Genomic DNA, 18,643 nt, shown 5'->3' with positions numbered 1-18,643 from the left:
GGGCCCTCTTTTTTTGATTGTTTAATTATTCAGAAACAATCGCTCTCATAACATCTAGTGTTTCTGGAGATACTGAATCTTCATAACGTGCCCAGATTGCTTTTGCTTCAGAAACTGAAGTTTCACGATCAATTTGAGTCACGACTTCTTCAAGAATTAGGTTCGCCTCTTCAACTTCAGAGTTGTAGATAGCGATTTGGTCAGCTGTCACACCTTTTAGTGTTCCATTAACTGGACCAAACTCTGCAAGTCCTTCATCATCAAGAACGATTAATCCAGCAAGTCCAATTTTAGCTGCCTTTACCCAATCTTTTGATTCACCTGAGAAGATTGCCTTAATTGAGTAACCTGCACTAACTTTCATTGCAACTAAACCAGTGTAAGCTAGGTAGCAGTTACCTGAAAGCATACCAACAGCAGCAGATGCATTAAAAGTTAGACCAGAAGCTAAAAGTAAACTTAGAATAATCTTTTTCATTTTTTCCTCCATGTTTTTTTGGTTGTAAATAACGATAGCTATTTCTGTAAAAAATCTAAACTTAATTAAAGGTAATTTGTTTTCTGCTGATTCAGTAAAATTCGTTGGCCATTTTTTAGAAGGTAAAAACTCGGTCTCTACTGCGCTTCTAAGACAAACAAGTATTTTTAAGTGTTTAGCATTGCTGGCTAAAGTTATTTTTCTTAATAACCGACAAGAAAGCAGGGTTATATAAAACTAAGAGAGATAAATATGAGTCAAAGTAAGAAGCAAAATATTATTGCACTAGTGGGTGTACTCAGTGTTAATGCATTTGTCGCCTATCAATTCTTATCAACGTCGCAATTTGATAGCGTCTATTCAAAAGAGAAAATTCATCAACCTCGAACACCAGCATCACAAAAGGCTCCCGGTGACTATAAAGAATATGAAGTACTCTATCCATTAGAAGACTATGTCATATACGATGACTTTAATGGAACCGTTGATTATAAGATGAGCGTAGACTTCTGGTCTGATAAAGGTGCTAAATACTTTACTGAAAATGGGAAAGAGGCCATTTCAGAAGGTTTAACAAAGGGCTTTGAGAGACTCATTAAAAAAGGAAATGATGAAGGAAAGACACTTAAAACAGAAGTTCTTCCTGAGCTGACAAAAGAGTTTTTAAATACATTTGTTTATACTATAAAAGTTGTAAAACTTATCGATTCAAACTTTGAATTTGATATTATGTTTACTCCTTATGAAAAAGACTCCGCTACTTATAAAGACGAATTACAAACAAACCAACTAGTAAATATTGACTCCACTGGAAGCCTTTATAAAGAATATAAGAAATATAATGCAAATTTTTCAAATGCTATTATTGAAACACCTATTCCAGTATCAAATGAAGATTATCAATACCTAGGCGGTGCAATTACCCTTGCAGCTGAAGTTATTGATACAGATTGGAAGATTTCACAACCAATCCCAAATCCTAAGAAGAATGGTGTAAAAGGATTTCTTCGTTTAAGAAAGTACTTTAGAGTTAATTCTCCAACAGATTTAAAAGTGGATTCATTCAAGTCGAAGTACCTAAATATTACGGAACAAGACTTCAACGCAAAAAATGATATGCCTCAAGTTGTCACAGTTGACACGATCTACGAATACAATTTGAAAAATATTATCCCAAAGAAAACGAAAACAATTATTCACTTTGGTGAGATTGTCTCTCTTGATAAGAAATACGATAGCTTCTTTAAGAGACTATTCACTTTCTTTAAAAAGAAGAACGATATTAAAACATCAGAATTTAATTTCAAAGGTGATTTCTCAAGTGGGCCTATTAAAACCAACTTCAAGGGACAGATCAAAAAGCTTGTTTACGATCATCAAGAGAAGAAATTCACAAGTAAGAGTCGTGTAACAGCAAACCCTCGTGATTTTGATCAACGAATGAAGCTACGTCATGCGATAAAAAAGACGTTCCTTGAAGATAATACAGAATTTATTATTAAGAATTTAAATTTAAGCAAATTTATCAATAACTAGGTTGTGAATATGAAAAAGATTCTAACGAGTACAATTCTTTCAGCTCTTGCGATGCAATCATTTGCTGGTCAATTCAATATTAAAGATCGCATTGAATCTCAAAAGCTAATGCTTGAAAGCTACGATTCTCTCTATGGACAAAGAGAATACTCTCATCCACCAAGCTTCTTTGATGCGCTCAAAGACCTCAAGGGGCTAAAAGAGAAATCCGCGGTAAAGTTCATGAAAAAAGCCGATGAGATTCTTCCAAATAAGATTGCGATGCCAGTTACTTACTGGGCAAAGGTTAATCCTAATGAGAAGAATCTAGCAGAAGTTATTCACTACTATATGGCCTACAAGCTCTTTATACTTAGAGATTATATTGATAATCCATTAACAAGTGAAAAAGATAAGGCCCAAGCAGCGAAGCTATTAGAGAAGATAACAAGAGATGGTATTACATCAAATTCTATTTCTAATTATTTTTCGACTTTAAAAATACACTCTTTAAAAATTGCCACATCAAAAGATGTCATTGAAGAACTTTCTAATAATGAAATTATCAATATTGACTTCAATGAATATTTTAAGGATATCAATACATACTCTCTTTCGGCCCTGGGATTTGTTCCTTCTAATAAAACTGAAATTGTTTCAGAAAATGATCGATCTCTAGAAAGAATTGACTGGCTAAATCAACGAGTTATCTTTGCTGGTGGAAAACTAGATTTTGATTCTGATTATATCAAGATGCCAACAGGAGAAGATCCAACAGGAAATATCATTTTTCAAGAAGATCCAATTTATATTAAGATTCGCGATATGATTGATAGTGCTGAGCATTCAGTATTTATCGATATTTTCTTATTTGGTGGAACGCTAGGTGCGACTCTTTCAGAGTATCTTCTTGACCAGACAAAAGAGAAGCTTAAGAAGAATCCTAATTTTAAAGTTGTTCTTCTCCACGACTATGCAACAAATTACAATATGCTCGATGAGATGATGCCTATATTTGAATATATAAAAAAGCGTATTGAAACAGAGGATGAGCTAAAAAATAATGTTTCACTTCTTCAGGCAAATATTCAACGTCACCCTCCAGGGATTCCTTTTGGGATTACGAAATTAATTCCAAAAACAAAGGAAGCGATTCAATACTTTGAGTCAGGTAGTACGTATTTTGAATCAAAAATTGACCACTCAAAAGTAATTGTGGTTGATGGAAATACTGAAAATGCACAAGCATACTTTGGTTCAAAGAACTGGACTGACCACAGTGGTGGTTATTACTACGATGATGCCATTTATGTCACAGGTGCAGCCGCCGGACTAGTTCAAGCATCATATTATCGAGATCTAGAAGCGGCCTTAACTGAAGACCCGAAGGAATTACTTGGCTTTTATTATAAAGAACAAGGCTTTGATAATCGCGCTTATCTTGCAAAAAAAGACCAGATTCTAAAGGATATGAGTATCACAAAAGACAAATACGAAGTGAAAGGAGACTCTGTTATTCGCCTAGCTGAAGCCGATGTCGATGGAACAATCAAAAATGTTCGAAATATCTTAATTGATATGATTTCAAAAGCAGAAAAGAATATCTTCATGGAGCAGCTATTTCTGTATGATTCATATGTTATCGATGCACTGATAAAGGCAAAAAGACAGAATCCACTACTTGATATCAAACTTGTAATTGACCACAATGGAAACTTTGGAATGAATGGGCTACCAAATACTCTCTTTGTTAAGAGGCTTGTTGATGCAGGTATTGAAGTTCGTGCTCGTAAAACTTATGGTATTACAGCAAATTTCCCAGATGGTACAACAAAAGAATATCACCAAGAAAACCATCGTAAGATCACTTCAGTCGACGGGATTACAGTTCTAGGTGGATCTTCAAATATTAATCCAGATACTCTTCAAGGATCTTTTAGAGAGTTTGGTGCTCAAATCTTTGATAAAGGTGAAGTACTAAGTTTTGAAAAGCGCTTTAAAAGAGATTGGAACGATTCAGAAAAGATGGAAATCTTTGATATAGAAAATTTTGAAGCTAATATCCAAGGTGTTGCTTTTGGTAAACGCTCTTCTGCGATTATCAATGCAGTTGGAAGTATGGTTTACAAATCAAAAGATGGAATTGAAAAGAGACACAAATAATCTTATCTAATCAAGTAGCTGCTTATCCACAACAGCTACTTGATTGTTTCTTATTAGCTTTATAAAGCTTATATCTTCTTGGTAATTCTACTAATAATAAAGATCTCAAAATCAACAAAGTAAAAACGACAGCAAGAGAAATCTCCCACCAACTTGATACTTCGTGGTCATGATGAGCAACTTTGAAGTCTAATGGCCAAGTGAAGGCTTGATATAGATAATCTGTTAGAAATGAAAATACTAATGCGACAACAGCAATTGCTACAACATTGATTACCACTCCTCTTTTTCCAATATACTTACCTATGACAAGAATATTTGAGATATTAGTTGCAGGTCCTACAAGTAGGAAAAGTAATGCCATTCCAGGACTCATTCCCTTCATCACAAGTGATGCGGCAATTGGAGTCGTTGCAGATGCACAAATATAAAGAGGAATACCAACTAATAGAATTGCACCTCTTCCGGCCCAACCGTGAAGTCCATCAAAGAAGTTTGCAGGAAGCGCGAAGTCGATAAAGGCTCCGGCCAAGATTCCAAATGCAAGCCAGACGGCCATATCGTCAACAAGCTCAAAGTAACCAAATTTAAAAGAGTCCTTTAATTTCTTTGAAAAGCTCTCACTGGCCACTTCCTTCTTCTTACTTCCACAACAGCTCTTAACTTCAGGCTCTTCATTTTTAACGAATTTATCTGTTTTAAAGACAAGTTGAAGAACACCGGCCACCATTGCAGAAAAGAATGCGGCAACGGGCCTAATTATTGTCATTGGAAGATCCATCATTCCATAAGTCATGGCAATTGAATCGACACCTGATTCAGGAGTTGAAATAAGAAAGGCAGATGTCGCAGAATTTGATGCTCCCTGCTTCTTTAAAGTAGCAGCGGTAGGGATTACGGCACAACTACATAGAGGAAGCGGGATTCCTAGTACAGAGGCCTTAAAAGCTCCCCATATTCCTTTTCCACCCATGGCCTTCTTGATGCGATCAACAGAAATAAAGGCCTTAATGATTCCAGCGGCCAGAAGCCCAAACATAAGAAATGGCGCTGATACTAATATATAATTCCAAAGTGATGTTAAAAAACCCATAATTACCTTCTTTTATTGAGCATATCATAGCAGAGCAAACACTGTTCGTCCTGCGTAGTTGCGTAATTTTGGGCAGTTGATAGACAAATTTTATAGATGAGACGAAAAAAGATGAACAATTTTTTATTTTTTCTATTGACGAATGTGATCCAAATCCCTATATTAATTCTTACGAAATGCGGGGGCGTAGTTAAGTTGGTTATAACGTCTGCCTGTCACGCAGAAGGCCGAGGGTTCGAGTCCCTTCGCTCCCGCCATTTTCATTTCGTAACATTCAAGTTTTAAACTCTTCGGAGTCTAAGATATTAAAGCCGAGTTAACCCACTCGGCTTTTTTTTTGGAGGCGTCATTTGCCACGATGGCAAAATGACGACGAACAACGCATGACCGACCCGGAAGGGAGGTCAGGTGAACCAACCCTGCAATCTCACTTACATTTTTTGAATGACTATTTTCTTACAGGAAAAGCAGTATGCTAATTGAAGCCGTGCAACCCTGACGACCGAGCACGATGCGAGGGAGAGAGGGTTCCCCGCAAAATTTCCAATCTACATTTATAAGTACACATCACAACGGGAGCTTTCGGGTAACCAACTAAGCAACCCACGATACATTTTCAGAAAGCAACTAATAAACCTACATCGATAACATTTGATTCAAGTGAGGGACCTGCAATACTCCACTTTGAGAGTGAGCTAATTTTCCATTTTTAAAGAGAAGAGTTGTAGGTATTCCTCGAATACCAAACTTAACCGAAATCATTGGATTCTTTTCGGTATCAATTTTATAGAACTCCCCTGAGCGCCAATTGCTTTGAGCAAATTCAGAGAAAATTGGGCCATACATTTTACATGGGCCACACCAGTCAGCATAGGCATCCACAAAGACAGGTAGTTGTGCATGTTTGATAATCTTTTCTAGTTTTTCAAAGGAGATACTTGTAACCTTTGCACTGGTGTTTAAATCTTTTGAACACTTTCCACAAACGGCACCAGATGATTGAAGTTTATCATTATCAATTCGATTAATTGCACCACATGAATCACAAAGAATTATCTTTTTCATTTCATACTCCTTATTTTCATTATAACAAAGTCTGGATTAAAAATATTTGATTTAAGTCAAATATTTATTAAAAGAAGAATCGATAATACAAAGAACCGAAGGATCTAATTTGGGAATAAGTATTATAGTCGGACGTATTAGATAACCTTTTACTATTTATCATAATTCCAAAAAGAGATTGATCGAACTCATAACCAATATCACCACCAATTCCAATGGCCGTACCAATAGTGACATCATCTTTAAGATTGGAGTTTTTAAATTTCAGATCAGAGATATTTAAACCAATTGTCCCTTTCAATAGAAGATAGAAATTAGATAGTTGAAATTGTCTCGTATAACCATAAGAGAGTGCGTACTGAGTAGCGTCGACTCTTGTTACTTCCCCAAAACCACTAAATTTGGGTTGAAGCTCAGTAGGTATTAAACTTTCATTACTTTCAAATTTAACATCAGAGATATTAACTTCAATAATTGATGACTTTTGAGGAGAGCGGTTTTTCTCAGTATGGCCAAATAGAGTTGCTGGCCGAAAGGACTTATTAAAGAAATAAACTGCTGTCACACCATAATTTAAGCTCGAAATATTTGACCTTATACCGTCGTCTGAGCCTTCTATCTTATAGCCTTTGTAATCTTGATAGAATAGTTCATAGTAAACCCTTCCCCATGTCGAAGATAATTGGATATCTGTGGCATTTGATTCACCTTTTGACTTCGTTTTATCTTCTTCGCTAATTGGATTTTGTAAACTAACACCGATTGTGAAGTCTTTATGGGAAAGACGAATCGAAGAATACGAAAGACCTGTTGGTTGGTATTCGATAACTTCATCTGCAACTTCTAGAGTGTGATTAAGTGATGCAAAATCAAGTGAATACTCAACACTTTCAATGAGTTTTTTTGGAGGATGGATTTGATCCCCCCATATTGCCGTTATGATGGCCAAGGCAAAAACAATTCCAACCACTTCAATTCTTCCTTCTAATTATTGGCGTATTTTAAATAAGCAAAGAGATCAATCTTTTAATGTATCAAATTTTTCGTATTCAATTCTGTAAGTATTTGTCGTCACTTCTTTCATAATATCCACAAAGTACTTATCTTTTACGATATCCTCTCTACCATAGAGATGCTGATCATAAACAGTGGTTGAATATGTTCCGTCATGTCCTGTTACTGTTAGCATGAGTCCAACTAGCTTATGCTCTGAATTCTCGTAATCAAATAAAGGGCTTGTTTCACTAATGGGATGAATAATGAGCCAGCTTAATCGAAAGAAAGGACTATAATCACGCTTAAGATCTAAATTGTAGATACGCCTAACCTTCTCACCTTCAGATGTGACTTCATTAAAGAGAGCAGAAAGGTGAACCTTTGCTTCAACAATATCATTACCTCTTGTATTCCCAATTCTTAAACATACAGATCTAATTCCATCATGCTTTGTAATAAGAACATTCTTTGAGAAGCGAATTCGCGCTTTTGGGCGACTAAGTTTTGCAAAGACAATACCAGTCATAACTGCAACTGCAATTATTCCAATAAATGACTCTACTAAGACGAGGAAATTTGCAAGTGTACCAGTAGGACTTAAGGCCCCATAACCAATTGTGGACATGGTTTGAACACTGAAGTGAAAAGCCTTTTCAAAACTAGGTGTTTCTCCACCAATTGAGTTTGGGATAAGGGTAAAGAGCAGTCCAAAGAAAACGTTTCCGATAAAATAAAGAATAAAAACAATAAGAACCAGCTTCAACCAACTTGTGTTGAGAAGATGAAAATAAAAGTCTTTTCGCATACTTCCTAGCTTTAGTTTTCTTATTTTTATTTTTTACTCCTTTTTAAGCAGCGCTACCTTATTTAACTTAGACATGTGTCATTTAAGGATTATAACAGCTATATGCTCAATTTTAAAAAAACATAATATAAATATTCTCTATTAAGCAATGTCGCTTTGAGTAAATTGATTATTAATTACTCAGGTATTAAAGAATATGAAAAGCTTTGAGTTTGCACAATATTTATTTCAAATGATAGTATTTAGAGTACCACCAACGATGAGATCATTATGAAAATAATTGTTTTTAGTGCCCACAATTTTGAAAAAGAATACTTACTACATTATGCAAATGAGCACATTATTACTTTTATTAGTGGCCCACTAAATTCTGATACGGTCACTCTTGCAAAAGGTCATGACGTCGTTAGTGTATTTACAAATGATAAAGTGAATAAAGATGTAATCGATCAACTAAGTGATTTTGGAATTAAACTTATCGCTCTAAGATGTGCAGGTTTTAATAATGTTGATCTTAGTCACGCAAAATCAAAAGGAATTCCTGTAACGAGAGTTCCGGAATATTCACCACAGGCCATCGCCGAACATACAATGGCAATGATCTTAACTCTGAATAGAAAGACTCATAAAGCCTATAATCGAGTTAGGGAAAATAACTTTAATCTCGATGGCCTAGTTGGTTTTGACTTATATCAAAAAACTATTGGTGTTATTGGAACAGGAAAAATAGGAAAAGCATTTTCTAAGATTGCTCTAGGATTTGGCTGTAAGGTTTTAGCATTTGACTTGAGTAAAGACAGTGAATTAGAAGAACTGGGAGTTCGCTATGTTGAATTTGATGAACTTCTAGCTTCTTCAAAGATCATTTCACTTCATATTCCTCTAAACAATAATACATACCATCTTATCAATGACTCTAGTATCTCTAAGATGCAAAATGGTGTCGTATTCATTAATACAAGCCGAGGTGGATTGGTTGATACAAAAGCATTAATAAAGGCCTTAAAAGAAAAGAAGGTCTTGGCCGCAGGCCTAGATGTTTACGAAGAAGAAGAAAACCTATTCTTTGATGATCATTCAATGGATGTTTTACAAGATGATGATCTTGCAAGATTAATGACTTTTCCAAATACCCTTATTACGTCACATCAAGCTTTTCTAACTCACGAGGCCCTAACAAATATTGCTCAGACGACATTTGAAAGTATTAATTCAATTGAAAGTCAAAATTTTGAATACTCAATATAGGGCCTAAATTATTTCACTAAGAAGTATGCGCTCAAAATACTAATAAATATAGTGAGCCTAATAGCGACATCTCTCCAAACAGAGTAGCTTTTAAGTAAATCAGAAAACTCTTCTGGAATTGGCATCGGCTTAACCGCACTAATATTGGCGCCACCAGTATTGCCCTTTGGAACCCATCCAAGAAGATATCCAGGAAAACATGCAAATATTCTTAAAGCTTGACCAAATATTTCCTTATTATTACTCTGCTTAACCCCTATCTTAAACATCCACCAATGAGTTTCAAGGTGAGGAAGAAGTGATTGTTGTCCCAATATATGGGCCCTTTCTAAGTTTTTAAAAGATTGGTCGTAAAACCTCTTATTATAAAGATCTTTTGCTTTATTTATTTCAACAAAGTAGGCTTTTTTTAATGCTCTATTCATTATCTTCTCTTCTGTATTTGATTCACCAATATATTATTTACTATCAAAGGTATGGTCAAATGGCCTAAATCCACAGGCAACGTATGTTAAGTGTGTCACTTCCTCAAGAGCATCTCGCCCATAAAGTAACTCTTCTCTTTTTGATCTTTTTGCAAACTCGTGTGACACTTCATTGAAAGCATCAAGCATCTCTTTTAGAGTTTCTTTCTTTAGATAAAGTGTTCCTCGCCCGCCGTGAGAAGTTCTCTTCTTTGCTTTAAATTCACTTTGCGCATAATCAAAGAAAGCACGGTCGATACTAAAGGAAACCTTTTCTCCAAGTTGCGCCGAAATACTAATATCAGTTCCCTTAAATAAAGGCCTAACCCTATTACCTGATCCAAATTCAATTAAATCGACTTTATCAAGAGCTCTTAGAATTGAATGACAATCTTTTTCTGATAATTGAAATATCCTCATAAGCTTTTGCCACTCATAATTATTTGCCATTAACTCTGTAAAAAAATGATAATGTGTTGGATGCTTTAAGAATAAGTCTTCTTGCTTCTTATTTAAGACTAAATTTGAATCAGAAATATCTTTTGAAATAGCAACCAGATCAGAAAAACTCATCCCAAGTATATCGCAGATTTGATCTAATTTACTCATTGAACAATCTTTTGAAGCCATTAACTTCTTTAGTCCAGACTCAGACATATCAAGCTCAAGGGCAAGTTCTTTATAATTCATTCCACGACTTTTAATAACTTCTTTTAAAGCAATAAATATTTCATCTCTCATGGTTATCTCCTCTATCTGTTAAACCGATAAAAGTAAGATACACAATACCGAACCATTAAATAAGAAACAATGCAAAAGTACCAATTTACGGTACCAAAACGATAAAAGCTTTACCAGACACAATATAAACCACTGGAATCACGTTGAGGCTATTTTGTAAATAAAGTCTTATTATTTTACGACGTGTTTTAGAATCTCAATCCCCTCATTTATCTTTTGCATAAATGAATCCCTACTCGATACAACATAGAAATTAGGATGAGCCGACCATACTTCTTTTAATTTACGGTCTAACTCGATAGCTTGATTATTCGTTTCATTGCGGTAAATATTATTTGAAGTAATATCACCACCAGAACATGCCCCTGTTTCAAAAAAGATAACAGCATCATATCGTTCTAATTCGTCATGAAAATTTGATTTAACTTTATCAAAGAACTCATCTCCGCCAGCAGGCCAATAAGCGAGCCCATCAAGAGTTCCCCGGTCACACAGAAGAATATGGTCTTTCTTTTGCTTTTCATAAATTGCCTCTAAGTTGACTTGATAATCGTAAATCATTTTTTGAATATCTTTAACAACTTCAGGACGTTTATCTCTTTCAACACCAGATTGAAAAATCGAAGAAGCAGCTTCTGGAACAATCGCAAGTTTTGCAGTGACTAACTCTCTTTTAAATAGATCTAGGGCCGTAGTTTTTCCACCACCTGGTCCGCCTGTAACGACAATTTTCAATTTAACTCTCCATGCTGAATTATTTAAACTCTACTAACCATTCTATCATAGCTTTATAGAGTATTTAGAAATTCCTCTAGTCGATCACATGCTTTTTTAAGTTGAGGACAATTCGCTTCAACAAAAGAATAATCTAGGCTATCTGAATCTTTAAGACTTGCTTCTTTATAAACATTCTCACCTTCATAATCTACGCTAGCGACTCTTACGGCCATCGCATCCTTAGGGAAGTAAAAATCACTACCAGGCAAAAGTGCAACATTATAGTTCTCAAAAATAAATTCTGATAATTCCACATCGTTGTGGATATTCTTACTTTTTAATTTCTCTTTAAAACTTCCAAAGTCTGGAAATAAGTAAAAAGCACCTTTTGGATGAGAACAAGATAGTCCCATATTTTTGAAACGATCATGAAGGTAGTTTCCACAAACTTCATGAACCCTAGTACAAGTTCTTATATAATTATCAATATCATTATCTATTGAATAAGCCTTTACAGCAGCATACTGAATTGGAGCTGATACGGCACTAAATGTTTCACTAATCATTGCACTTAAGCATTTAATTACACTTTCCATTCCCTCAGGTGCATATAAGAACCCTAGTCGATAGCCACCGGCAGCGTGAGATTTAGATAATCCGCTAGAGATTAGTGTTCCTTCAGGATATATTTGATGAAAGCTTGCAAACTTACTTCCTGAGAAATTAATTAATGAATAGATTTCATCAGCAATAACAATAACATTATGCTTACGACAAACTCTTGTTAACTCTTCAATCTCCTCTTTGTTATAAACGGCCCCAGTTGGATTACTAGGACTATTAAAGATCAGAATTTTTTGTTTTTCATCAATATGTCTCTGACATGCTTCTTCAAGTTCACTTGCCGTTAATTTATACGAATTATCGACACTCGTAATCACAGGGTCAATTTCTCGACCTTTGATATTTAATTGTGGACCATAGCTAACCCATGAAGGGGCAGGTACGATTACAGGACCTTCTAAAACATATAATGCTTGAAAGATTAGCTCCTTACTCCCTGGCCCTACTAAAATTCTATTTTCATCCAAGTTGTATTCAAATTTTTGGTTATAGTAATTTGCAATTGATTCACAAAGCTTAGGTAGACCTCTAGTTGGTAGATAATCTTTTTGATGTGAGTTATTAGCGAGTTCAGACTGTATTTTTTCATGGACGTGAAACGGTGATTGGCCAAATCCAAGATGACAAATATCAAGGCCATCTGCTTTGGCCTTTCTGGCACGCATATTAATTGCAAGAGTTGCGGATTCTTTTAATTTTAAGACATTTGGGTTTAGAATTGGCTGTGTTTTTCTTTTCATAATAAATTTTTAAATAAAATACAACGAGTGGCAATCAGAAACTTTTTCCGAAGATTATAAGAAAGGACATCCTTTTATTAATACCTTAGACGATGAAATATCAAAGAATATTTGATTTCTATCAAATTATTTCCGCATTATACGTAATATGATCTAAGTTAGAATTATATAAAGGTGGATTTCAATGAAAAGAATTATCATATTAACATTTGCTCTATTTCTCACAGCTTGCTCAAATTTTGACTCAGGCACAGCTCAGTTATCAAAAGAAGTTCGCGATAGCCAAGTCATTCAAAATACTGTCTATGTAGACAATCTTGCAATTGCAGCACAGCCAACAAAAGAAGACCTTAATAATGTAAAAAAAGAAGGATATGAAATAGTTGTAAACTTAAGAAACCCAAATGAGTTTAAAGACTACAATGAAGCAAAGTATGTTTCAGAATTAAACCTGAGATATTACAACGTTCCTTTCTTTAATAATAAGAAAGAAATCAATATGAGATCCTTAAAAATGGTTTCTAAGCTTATAAAGGATAATCCAAATAAGAAAATATATATTCACTGCTCAAGTGGAAATAGAGTTTCTGCATGGTACCTCACTCACCTACATTCAGAAGAAGGTCTAAGCCTTGATCAGGCAACAAAAATTGCACGAAGAACTGGATTAACAAAACCAGCACTTGAGAAAAGAATTCTAAAATCAATCAGTAAGAACTAATAAAATTCAGTATCATCAGTATTAAAGACTAATAAATATATTTAGAAGGGATGTTAGTTAAATAGCATTCCTTTATTTCTTGATAAAAATCATATCTTTTTTCTTAATGTAGTTCCTACAGTAGCCGAAAAGAGGTTTATGGGAATACTAAAATTTAGAAAGCAACACTCAAAGAAAGTTGAAAATGAGAAGGTTAAAACTCTTATTCAGGAACAAATTGTTCAAGAGAGAACCCTTCAAGAAAACCTTGAACGTGTAAACACATTAGAAGTTGAAAATGACTTTCTAAAGAGAAAGATAGCGCTTCTTGAAAATGAAAATTACAAATTAAAAGAAGGCCTAACTAATATTCAAGGGAATATGGGTGACTCTGTTGAAAATAGTTATCAAGCGCTAGAAAAGCTCAATGAGGTTGACTCTTCAATGGATGAAATCCGCCAAGACTCTAAAGAGATCTTAGATGATATTATGAGCCTAGAAAGTAATATGGAATATACTTCAAAGTCCTCAACTGATATTGAAGAAGGGGTAAATGCAATCCTAGAAGCGATTGAAGGAATTTCTACAATAGCTTTTCAATCAAAGATGCTCTCATTTAATGCTTCCGTTGAAGCGGCCAGAGCAGGAGAGGCAGGAAAAGGATTTGCTGTTGTTGCAGAGGAAGTCCAAAAACTTGCAACTTCTACGACAGACTTACTAAATCATATTAAAGAGAAAACTGATTACTTCACAACAATATCTAAAACACTTCAAGAGTCAGCACAAGAGTCCTTGAGAAAAACAAAAGATATTAATACTCGAATTGATAATTTCAATACTACTATTGCAGATACAACGGTGAAAAATAAAGATGCACTTAATGATATTAGTGCAACTAATGATGAGATCTTTATGAGCTTAGCAAAACTAGATCATGTCATTTGGAAAATTAATACTTATATTTCAATTATTGAAGAGAAGCCTACATTCGACTTTGTTGACCACCATAACTGTCGTCTTGGTAAGTGGTATTACCAAGGAGAAGGTCAAGAGAGCTTCTCACACTTGAATTGTTTTTCTCACATAGAAAGTGACCATGCCCACGTCCACAATGGCACAAAGCATATCTTCGACTATCTAAGTAATGTAAAAAAAAATATTGAGCATATTACAGATGGCATCAATGAGATGGAAAGAGCAAGTGAAGGTGTTTTTGATGGGCTTGATCGAATCTTAGATGAGAAGAAGCGAAGTGCTTAAACTCGACTATAATACAGTAGTATATTTAAGATGATTTCTATTTCTTAGCATGAGATAATCCAAAAAAGACGAAAAAGGATGCTTATGGATTATCGAATTGAGACAGATAGTAATGGTGAAATTAAAGTTCAAACTAATCACTACTGGGGTGCTCAAACCCAACGCTCACTTCAAAATTTCAAAATTGGCTCAGACCATTTCCCTCGAGAAATGATCCGTGCCTTAGGTATTCTTAAAAAAGGTGCGGCCCTGGCCAATCTAGAGCTTAAGAAGATATCTAAAGATAAGGTTGATCTAATCATTCAAGCCGCTGATGAAGTAATTGCTGGCAAATTAGATGAGCACTTCCCTCTTGTCGTTTGGCAAACAGGCTCTGGAACTCAAACAAATATGAACGCCAATGAAGTTATTTCAAACCGCGCAATTGAATTAGCAGGTGGAGAGATGGGAAGTAAATCACCTATCCATCCAAATGATGACGTTAATAAATCACAGTCTTCAAATGACACATTTCCAACAGCTATGCATATTGCAGCTGTTGAGCAAATTGAAGATAAGCTTATTCCTAGTCTCGAAAGACTTATTTCATCATTTGATGAGAAAACAAAAGACTTTCAAGATATTGTTAAGATTGGAAGAACTCACCTAATGGATGCAACTCCCCTAACTTTAGGTCAGGAGTTCTCTGGTTATACAGCACAACTTAAAAGTGCAAAGAAAGACATTTTATACACTCTAAATAACTTAAGAGAATTGGCCCTTGGTGGAACAGCTGTAGGAACAGGTCTAAACACTCACCCAGACTATGCAGACTTAGTCGCTAAAAAGATTTCAGAAATTTCTGGTAAGAAGTTTATTACGGCAGCTAATAAATTCGAATCACTAGCAGCACATGATGCAATTGTTGCAGGATCTGGTGCAATGAAAAGACTTGCGACAGCCCTGATGAAAATTGCTAATGATATACGTTGGCTTGCAAGTGGACCACGCTGTGGAATTGGAGAAATATCTATTCCTGCAAATGAGCCGGGCTCTTCAATTATGCCAGGAAAAGTGAACCCTACTCAATGCGAGGCCATAACGATGGTATGTGTCCAAGTACTAGGAAATGATGCGGCTATTGGCTTTGCTGGATCTCAAGGAAACTTTGAACTCAATGTCTATAAACCAGTCATGATTCATAATTTTCTTCATTCCCTAAATCTTCTTGCTGATTCAATGGAATCTTTTAACGATAACTGTGTTATTGGAATCGAGCCAAATAAAGACAATATAGAAAAACATCTAAATAATTCTCTAATGCTCGTTACAGCACTCAATCAACATATTGGCTATGATAACGCAGCCAAAATAGCTAAGAATGCTCATCATAAAGGAATTACTTTAAAAGAGTCTGCAGTTGAGCTTGGTATTCTAACAGAAGAAGAGTTTCAGATGTATGTTGTGCCATCTAGGATGACACAACCTTAGAAAAGTTATTTTTTATTGTAGTAGTATATTGGTGATCCACCAGCTTCACGACATGTCTTATAATTTGTAAAAGTGTCTTTTACACTTAGAATAAGCTTTCCGTCATTGTACTCGTAATCAAAGATTGAACCATTAGATTCTACACCAAAATGTTGCTTCTTAAGTATTCCTTCCCATATTCCAAGGTTACAATCTACGTAAGACATTTCTAGTCCACCTTGATACTGACCTGGACCAACATATTTAAAATCTCCTGAATTGATTTGAGTACAGTTTAGAAGATATGGTGCCCACTTTGCACTCTTAGCAATTGCAGTCATTTCAGCTTTTTCTTCTTTAACTTCAAGAGTTACATTGTATCTCATGAATGCACCTCCAAGTTTAAGAGTCTCACCTGTCGTACATTCAATACGATCAAGAAGATAAGTCCCCTGTGGAATCATTGCAAAGCTAGATGCCGTAAATAATAAGGCCAAAAGTGTTTTCATAAAAACTCCGAATTGTTAAAAATGTTTTATCTTATATTGAATACTTAATTTAAAATTTTGTCCTACTTCAGGAATATAAGAGCCATGTCTACGATATGACTTATCAGTTAAGTTATCAAGTCTTGTTGTTAGCGTCATCCCTTCAAGGGCACCTTTTCTAAATTCTTTCGAGGCAAAGATATTATGAAGTGTATAGCCTGCTGTCGCAGTTGTACGCTCAAGAGTATTTGGATTGACTCGATCTTGTCTCATTGCCATTACAGCATCGTATCCAACTTTAATTCCATATTGATCAAGATGATAATTAATACCAAATGAATATGTATTGGCCGGCATATTTGAAAGCCAAATCTCTCTGGACTCATCCCAACCGACATTTCTGGAGTAATTTGCACGAACCTCTAATTGGTCATATAGATAACCGATTTCCACTTCTTGCCCATACAATGAAACTCGATCACGATTTACAAATTGCGTTGTTCCGTTTTTACCGTCCACAATTGCGTAATCAGTGATCTCTTGATCAATATAATCTTTCGCAACAGATTTATAGCCACTCGCCTTAAAAGTGAGTAAATCATAATCTGAAAATAATTGTTTTTTAAATTCGACACCAAGCTCTATTGTTTCAGATGTTTCAGGTTTTAGGTTTAAATTGGAAACAAAGTAATTATCAGAGATAAAGAAACCATCTCCTGGACGATGAAGCCCTGTAGCATAAACCTCTTGAACATCAGGACTATTAAAACCTTGAGAAAGACTACTAAAGAGATTCAATCCACCTACTTCATAATTAATTAAAACTTTTGATGATAGATTACTATCTTTAACATCACGATAATCAAATTTCTTAGACTCTAGCTCATAGTCACTGAAACGAATCCCTGGAGCAATTGTCACCCCACCAACTTTATAATTAACTTCTCCAAAGGCAGCAAGTTCTGTTATTTGTCCATCTGGATAATCTGAGACATTCTCATTTGAGCTCTTACCAGTCACATTATCAATCGTTGCATCAGAGCCAATAAAGAAAGAAAGTTCATCATTGATTTTAAACTTCTTCTTTGCTCTTGCTCCAATCGTTTCGATATTTCTTTCTTCAGTGCGATTATCACTATCACGCTCTTGTTTATTGAATTGCTCAGAATAATAAACTAATCCATTTATATCAGTAGATATATAATTTAGAGTTGCAGCATGCCTTTTGATATTTGTCTTACCCTGTAGACTTGTAAGGGAGCTTGGTGGATCTAGAGTTGCATTTAGAGGCGAATCATCCTCTAGCTCATAGAGCTCTCCAGATACTTTTAATCTCCTTGCCTTTCCTAAATCAAAAGAAAACTTAGACAAGAAATTTAAACTTTCAAACTCTGAATTTCTAAGCGTCGTTCCATCACTTAATTTGATATCTTTTGCATCTTTTACATTGGCACTTAAGAGATAGTCTCCCTTATCAATAAGACCAAATGTCTTAATGGCCTGCCCATTTAAATTAGAGGCTTCTTCATAAGAGTACTTTAAAATACTTCCAGCTTTCTCCCCTCTGGCCAAATAGTCTCGCCCATCCTTTGTGACAAAAGACATTCCTCCACCAAGGCTAATCCCTTGAGAATAATCTGTATTCGACTTGAAGATATCTACTTTTTTAATACTGTCTGGATCAATAGCAAGATGTGAATAATTGTGGTTTGAAAAGAAGAAGGTTTGACTAACACCGTCCACATTAACAAATATCTTATTTGCTTCAAGCCCTCTAATTTGAGGAGTCTCACCTATTGAGCGCGGTCCACCTTTTGTTGTGGCACTTGCTGTTTTCTTTAAGACATCATCTAAACTTTGTGCAACCTCTTCTTCTAAATCATCTGAGCTTACTTCATCTTGTAAGCCTAGAGTTTTGGATTGAACTTCTTGGGCACTTTCAATTTCATCGGTAATATAAATCGACTCAAGACGATTTACGTCTTGTGCAAGAATAGGTGAATTTGTGAGAAGGCCTAATAAAACTATTGAAAACACAGGAGTGTATTGGCCGTCAAACTTTTTTATCATGGAAGCAAACTACCATAAATGAACCAA

The 18,643-nt window shown here is 35.2% G+C and carries 17 protein-coding genes and 1 tRNA gene; 7 read left to right on the top strand and 11 right to left on the bottom strand.

The window, feature by feature from the left end:
- Positions 1 to 25: 25 nt before the first annotated feature.
- Complete coding sequence (locus tag ACMAZI_RS11840; RefSeq protein ID WP_115361557.1) at positions 26 to 478, bottom strand: hypothetical protein; 453 nt, start codon at positions 476 to 478, stop codon at positions 26 to 28.
- A gap of 252 nt (positions 479 to 730) precedes the next feature.
- Here ACMAZI_RS11840 and ACMAZI_RS11835 point away from each other — a divergent pair, with 252 nt between their 5' ends.
- A complete protein-coding gene (locus ACMAZI_RS11835; RefSeq protein WP_115361559.1) occupies positions 731 to 2,014 on the top strand; it encodes a hypothetical protein in 1,284 nt (427 codons plus the stop codon).
- A 9-nt stretch (positions 2,015 to 2,023) separates the two neighbouring features.
- Positions 2,024 to 4,156: a phospholipase D-like domain-containing protein gene (locus ACMAZI_RS11830; protein ID WP_115361562.1), complete on the top strand. Its 2,133-nt coding sequence runs from the start codon at positions 2,024 to 2,026 to the stop codon at positions 4,154 to 4,156.
- Between the two features lie 22 nt (positions 4,157 to 4,178).
- Here ACMAZI_RS11830 and ACMAZI_RS11825 read toward each other — a convergent pair whose 3' ends face one another.
- A complete protein-coding gene (locus tag ACMAZI_RS11825) occupies positions 4,179 to 5,249 on the bottom strand; it encodes an SO_0444 family Cu/Zn efflux transporter (RefSeq protein WP_334678902.1) in 1,071 nt (356 codons plus the stop codon).
- 180 nt (positions 5,250 to 5,429) lie between these two features.
- Here ACMAZI_RS11825 and ACMAZI_RS11820 point away from each other — a divergent pair.
- Positions 5,430 to 5,506: transfer RNA gene (locus tag ACMAZI_RS11820), tRNA-Asp, on the top strand.
- A 379-nt stretch (positions 5,507 to 5,885) separates the two neighbouring features.
- Here the strand turns inward: ACMAZI_RS11820 and ACMAZI_RS11815 are convergent.
- The 3 genes from ACMAZI_RS11815 to ACMAZI_RS11805 all read right to left on the bottom strand — a co-directional run bounded on the left by ACMAZI_RS11815 (position 5,886) and on the right by ACMAZI_RS11805 (position 8,115).
- Complete coding sequence (locus ACMAZI_RS11815; RefSeq protein ID WP_115361566.1) at positions 5,886 to 6,314, bottom strand: thioredoxin family protein; 429 nt, start codon at positions 6,312 to 6,314, stop codon at positions 5,886 to 5,888.
- 67 nt (positions 6,315 to 6,381) lie between these two features.
- Entirely contained in the window at positions 6,382 to 7,284 is a 903-nt protein-coding gene (locus tag ACMAZI_RS11810) for a DUF4421 family protein (RefSeq protein ID WP_158536859.1), read from the bottom strand.
- 48 nt (positions 7,285 to 7,332) lie between these two features.
- Positions 7,333 to 8,115 carry an ion channel gene (locus tag ACMAZI_RS11805; RefSeq protein ID WP_115361570.1) on the bottom strand — a complete coding sequence of 261 codons (783 nt, stop codon included), beginning with the start codon at positions 8,113 to 8,115 and terminating at the stop codon, positions 7,333 to 7,335.
- 270 nt (positions 8,116 to 8,385) lie between these two features.
- On the opposite strand from ACMAZI_RS11805, the gene ACMAZI_RS11800 reads away from it, so the two are divergent.
- Positions 8,386 to 9,363 (top strand): 2-hydroxyacid dehydrogenase, encoded by a 978-nt coding sequence (locus tag ACMAZI_RS11800; protein WP_115361572.1) that lies wholly within the window; start codon positions 8,386 to 8,388, stop codon positions 9,361 to 9,363.
- An 8-nt stretch (positions 9,364 to 9,371) separates the two neighbouring features.
- Here the strand turns inward: ACMAZI_RS11800 and ACMAZI_RS11795 are convergent, their stop codons facing one another.
- The 4 genes from ACMAZI_RS11795 to ACMAZI_RS11780 form a co-directional block, all read right to left on the bottom strand.
- On the bottom strand, positions 9,372 to 9,788 hold the full coding sequence (locus ACMAZI_RS11795) for a DUF3703 domain-containing protein (protein WP_115361574.1): 417 nt from the start codon (positions 9,786 to 9,788) through the stop codon (positions 9,372 to 9,374).
- A 33-nt stretch (positions 9,789 to 9,821) separates the two neighbouring features.
- Positions 9,822 to 10,568: a helix-turn-helix domain-containing protein gene (locus tag ACMAZI_RS11790; RefSeq protein WP_115361576.1), complete on the bottom strand. Its 747-nt coding sequence runs from the start codon at positions 10,566 to 10,568 to the stop codon at positions 9,822 to 9,824.
- Between the two features lie 171 nt (positions 10,569 to 10,739).
- Positions 10,740 to 11,303 carry an AAA family ATPase gene (locus ACMAZI_RS11785; protein ID WP_115361578.1) on the bottom strand — a complete coding sequence of 188 codons (564 nt, stop codon included), beginning with the start codon at positions 11,301 to 11,303 and terminating at the stop codon, positions 10,740 to 10,742.
- A 53-nt stretch (positions 11,304 to 11,356) separates the two neighbouring features.
- Entirely contained in the window at positions 11,357 to 12,649 is a 1,293-nt protein-coding gene (locus ACMAZI_RS11780) for a pyridoxal phosphate-dependent aminotransferase (RefSeq protein ID WP_115361580.1), read from the bottom strand.
- Positions 12,650 to 12,833: 184 nt separating this feature from the next.
- Between ACMAZI_RS11780 and ACMAZI_RS11775 the strand changes: the two genes are divergently transcribed.
- From ACMAZI_RS11775 to fumC, 3 genes are all read left to right on the top strand, one after another.
- Positions 12,834 to 13,370: a hypothetical protein gene (locus tag ACMAZI_RS11775; protein WP_115361582.1), complete on the top strand. Its 537-nt coding sequence runs from the start codon at positions 12,834 to 12,836 to the stop codon at positions 13,368 to 13,370.
- 138 nt (positions 13,371 to 13,508) lie between these two features.
- Positions 13,509 to 14,609, top strand: coding sequence for a methyl-accepting chemotaxis protein (locus tag ACMAZI_RS11770; RefSeq protein WP_412474139.1), 1,101 nt, complete (start codon positions 13,509 to 13,511; stop codon positions 14,607 to 14,609).
- Positions 14,610 to 14,693: 84 nt separating this feature from the next.
- Complete coding sequence (gene fumC, locus ACMAZI_RS11765; protein ID WP_412474138.1) at positions 14,694 to 16,079, top strand: class II fumarate hydratase; 1,386 nt, start codon at positions 14,694 to 14,696, stop codon at positions 16,077 to 16,079.
- A gap of 5 nt (positions 16,080 to 16,084) precedes the next feature.
- Here the strand turns inward: fumC and ACMAZI_RS11760 are convergent, their stop codons facing one another.
- Together ACMAZI_RS11760 and ACMAZI_RS11755 are read right to left on the bottom strand one after the other, a co-directional pair.
- On the bottom strand, positions 16,085 to 16,567 hold the full coding sequence (locus tag ACMAZI_RS11760; RefSeq protein ID WP_412474137.1) for a hypothetical protein: 483 nt from the start codon (positions 16,565 to 16,567) through the stop codon (positions 16,085 to 16,087).
- Between the two features lie 15 nt (positions 16,568 to 16,582).
- Complete coding sequence (locus tag ACMAZI_RS11755) at positions 16,583 to 18,616, bottom strand: TonB-dependent receptor domain-containing protein (protein WP_412474136.1); 2,034 nt, start codon at positions 18,614 to 18,616, stop codon at positions 16,583 to 16,585.
- Between the last annotated feature and the right edge of the window lie 27 nt (positions 18,617 to 18,643).

The sequence above is a fragment of the Halobacteriovorax sp. YZS-3-1 genome (assembly GCF_047084945.1).
Lineage (GTDB): Bacteria > Bdellovibrionota > Bacteriovoracia > Bacteriovoracales > Bacteriovoracaceae > Halobacteriovorax_A > Halobacteriovorax_A vibrionivorans.
Note: the sequence above shows the minus strand (reverse complement) of the source record. Positions and strands in the feature narration are given on the sequence as shown.